Here is a 3,083-nt window from a genome sequence, read left to right as displayed (position 1 = left end):
ACGGCGACGTCGACGCCGTTCTGGTTGACGCTGACCACCCGCCAGCCGGCCTGGCCGTCGAGTTCGTCGATGACGGCTTTCTTCACCTCGTGGATGATGGCCGGCGCGAACCGGTCGTCGGTCGGCAGCAGTTCGGCCTGTGGGGTGATCACGACGCCCGGCAGGTTGCCGATGGCGGGTGCGACGCGGTTGTTGTCGTCGACGCGCAGCGTGATCAGATCCAACGGCTTAGGCGACGAGCTGGCCTGCTCGGCCAGTAGCTGGGGGTCCAGCGTGTCGTCGAACGGCCGCAATGCGTCGACGACAGCGTGGGCTGTGCTGATCAGCTGTGTGCCGGCCCGGCTGGCATCCAGCGTGTAGTGGTAGAGGTAGCCGGGCGCCAGCACGTCAGTGCCGCCCGCCTCGTTGACCGAGGCGCGCCGCGGCGGGTCGGCGCGCAGCGCGAACGTCTGATGCTCCCCGAGCTTGGGATGCAGCCCGGTGGTGGTCCAGCGGACCTGCCAGCGGCCTTCGTCGCGCGCCATCTTGAGTTGGCCGTCGTAGGTCCAGGTCCGGTTCTTGGGCAGATGCCACGTATAGCGGTAGGCCACCGTCCCGGTGTCCTCGGTGTAATTGGCGCCGAGCACCTGCGCGTCGAGGTGCGTCGCCTGCAGCCCGGCCCAGGCGGCGTTGAGCGCTGCGCGGGCATCGCTGGGATCGTCGGTCAGCTGGGACGCGGTCGCGGTATCGCCACTGGATAACGCGGAAAAGAAGTGCTCCGCCGCCGGCCCCGGGCCATCGGGGCGTGGAGTGCATCCGGGCGCGGCGACCACCGCGACCAGCCCCAGACCTGCAATCGCTGATGCAAATGTGGTTGAAGTTGCCATTGTGGCTGATGTTAAGAGCTGTGGTGTCCAGACTGGCGATGCCACACCGAGACCGAACCGTTACGGGGGGCTGCTGTTGAGCTGAGGATCTTCGAGGCTGTAGTCGTCGCGTTACCTACTCGCACTTTCCCGCGCTACTTACACTTTCGGCGCGGACAAGACTGGCGCGCCCGCAGCAGGCTCAGTCCAGCAGCACGGTGGCGAAGGTGCCGACTTCGCGGAAGCCGACGCGGGCGTAGGCGGCGCGGGCCACAGTGTTGAAGTCGTTGACGTAGAGGCTGGCGATGCGCCCGGTGCCGACGATCACCGCCGCCAGGGTGGCGGTGCCTGCGGCGCCCAACCCTCGGCCGCGGCGCTCGGGATGAACCCAAACCCCCTGTATCTGGCCCACCGCCGGCGACTGCGAGCCGACTTCAGCCTTGAAGATCACCTCGCCGTGCTCGAAGCGCGCCCAAGCGCGGCCCGCCGAGATCAAGCTGGCCACTCGACGGCGATACCCACGACCGCCGTCGCCGAGCCGCGGATCGACACCCACCTCGCCGATGAACATGTCGACGGCCGCCACCAGGTACGCGTCGAGCTCGTCTGGCCGCACCTGGCGCACCTCGGGATCGATTGCGCAGCTGGGCATGGTGCTCAGCGCCATCAACGGTTGGCGGTCACGCACGTCGCGGGCCGGGCCCCATGCGCTCTCGAGCCGCCGCCACATCGGCATCACCAGCTCGGCCCGCCCCACCAGCGACGAGCACCGCCGCGACGCACTCATCGCCTCGTCGCCAAAGGCATGCAAATCAGCCGGCCCGCCGCGCAGCGGAATCAGGTTGGCACCGGCATAGCAGAGTGATTCGTCGGCTCCGCGCCGCGTCCACAGTTCACCGCCGATCGAATGAGGATCGATGCCGTGGTCGGCCACGCGCGCGGCGACCATGCACGATCCGACGGGATCCTGGGCGAGCACCCGGGCCACGGCGGCGGCGTCGCGCACCACCGACACCCGTCGCTCGCCGACCAGGCGAAAGATGGGCGGAGCCGACATGGTGAGTCTTTCTGTGGCGCCAGGTGGCCCGAATGGCCGCTATCAGCTTACGGTCACAACAGGTGAACCGCTCGTAGTTGTATCCGCCTGCGAGCCCATTTGGGACGCGAGCCGCATGGCCTCTTCAATCAGCGTCTCGACGATCTGAGACTCCGGCACGGTTTTGATCACCTCGCCGCGCACGAAGATCTGACCCTTGCCGTTGCCGGACGCCACACCGAGATCGGCCTCGCGGGCCTCCCCCGGACCGTTGACGACGCACCCCATTACCGCCACCCGCAGCGGCACGTCAAGCCCGTCCAGCCCGGCGCTGACCTCGTTGGCCAGCGTGTAGACGTCGACCTGGGCCCGACCGCACGACGGGCACGACACGATTTCCAGCGAACGCGGCCGCAGGTTCAGCGACTCGAGGATCTGGTTGCCGACCTTGACCTCCTCGACCGGCGGCGCCGACAGCGATACCCGGATCGTGTCGCCGATGCCCTTGCTCAGCAAGGCGCCGAAGGCCACCGCGGACTTGATGGTGCCCTGAAACGCCGGTCCCGCCTCGGTGACACCGAGGTGCAGCGGGTAGTCGCACTGGGCGGCCAGCAGTTCATATGCCGCCACCATCACCACAGGGTCGGTGTGCTTGACGCTGATCTTGATGTTGCCGAAGCCGTGCTCCTCGAACAGCGAGGCCTCCCACAGCGCCGACTCCACTAGCGCCTCGGGAGTGGCCTTGCCGTACTTCTCCAGGAACCGCTTGTCCAGCGAGCCGGCGTTGACGCCGATGCGGATCGGGATACCGGCTGCTGCGGCCGCCTTCGCGACTTCGCCGACTCGCCCGTCGAATTCCTTGATGTTGCCGGGGTTTACCCGCACGGCGGCACAGCCCGCGTCGATCGCGGCAAAGATGTACTTGGGCTGGAAGTGAATGTCGGCGATGACGGGGATCTGGCTCTTCTTGGCGATCGCGGGTAGCGCGTCGGCGTCCTCCTGGCGCGGGCATGCCACCCGGACGATGTCGCAGCCGGCGGCGGTCAGCTCGGCGATCTGCTGCAGCGTCGCGTTGACGTCGGCGGTCAGCGTCGTCGTCATGGACTGCACCGAGATCGGGGCGTCACCGCCGACCGCGACCGAGCCGACGTGGATCTGCCGGGACTTGCGCCGCGGCGCCAGGACGGGCGGCGGGGCCGCCG

At 68.3% G+C, this 3,083-nt stretch carries 3 protein-coding genes; all 3 read right to left on the bottom strand.

Features of this window, described 5'->3' with window-relative positions; translation table 11 throughout:
• Positions 1–866 (bottom strand): NTF2-like N-terminal transpeptidase domain-containing protein (locus VFA16_RS21585; RefSeq protein WP_324969795.1); only part of this gene is annotated, 866 nt, incomplete at its 3' end.
• 181 nt (positions 867–1,047) lie between these two features.
• A complete protein-coding gene (locus tag VFA16_RS21580; RefSeq protein WP_324969794.1) occupies positions 1,048–1,902 on the bottom strand; it encodes a GNAT family N-acetyltransferase in 855 nt (284 codons plus the stop codon).
• Between the two features lie 42 nt (positions 1,903–1,944).
• Positions 1,945–3,083, bottom strand: a 1,139-nt coding sequence (gene ispG / locus VFA16_RS21575) for a flavodoxin-dependent (E)-4-hydroxy-3-methylbut-2-enyl-diphosphate synthase (RefSeq protein ID WP_324969793.1), incomplete at its 5' end; no start/stop codon positions are given.

The organism is Mycobacterium sp., assembly GCF_035653355.1.
In the GTDB taxonomy this organism is placed as follows: domain Bacteria; phylum Actinomycetota; class Actinomycetes; order Mycobacteriales; family Mycobacteriaceae; genus Mycobacterium.
Note: the sequence above shows the minus strand (reverse complement) of the source record. Positions and strands in the feature narration are given on the sequence as shown.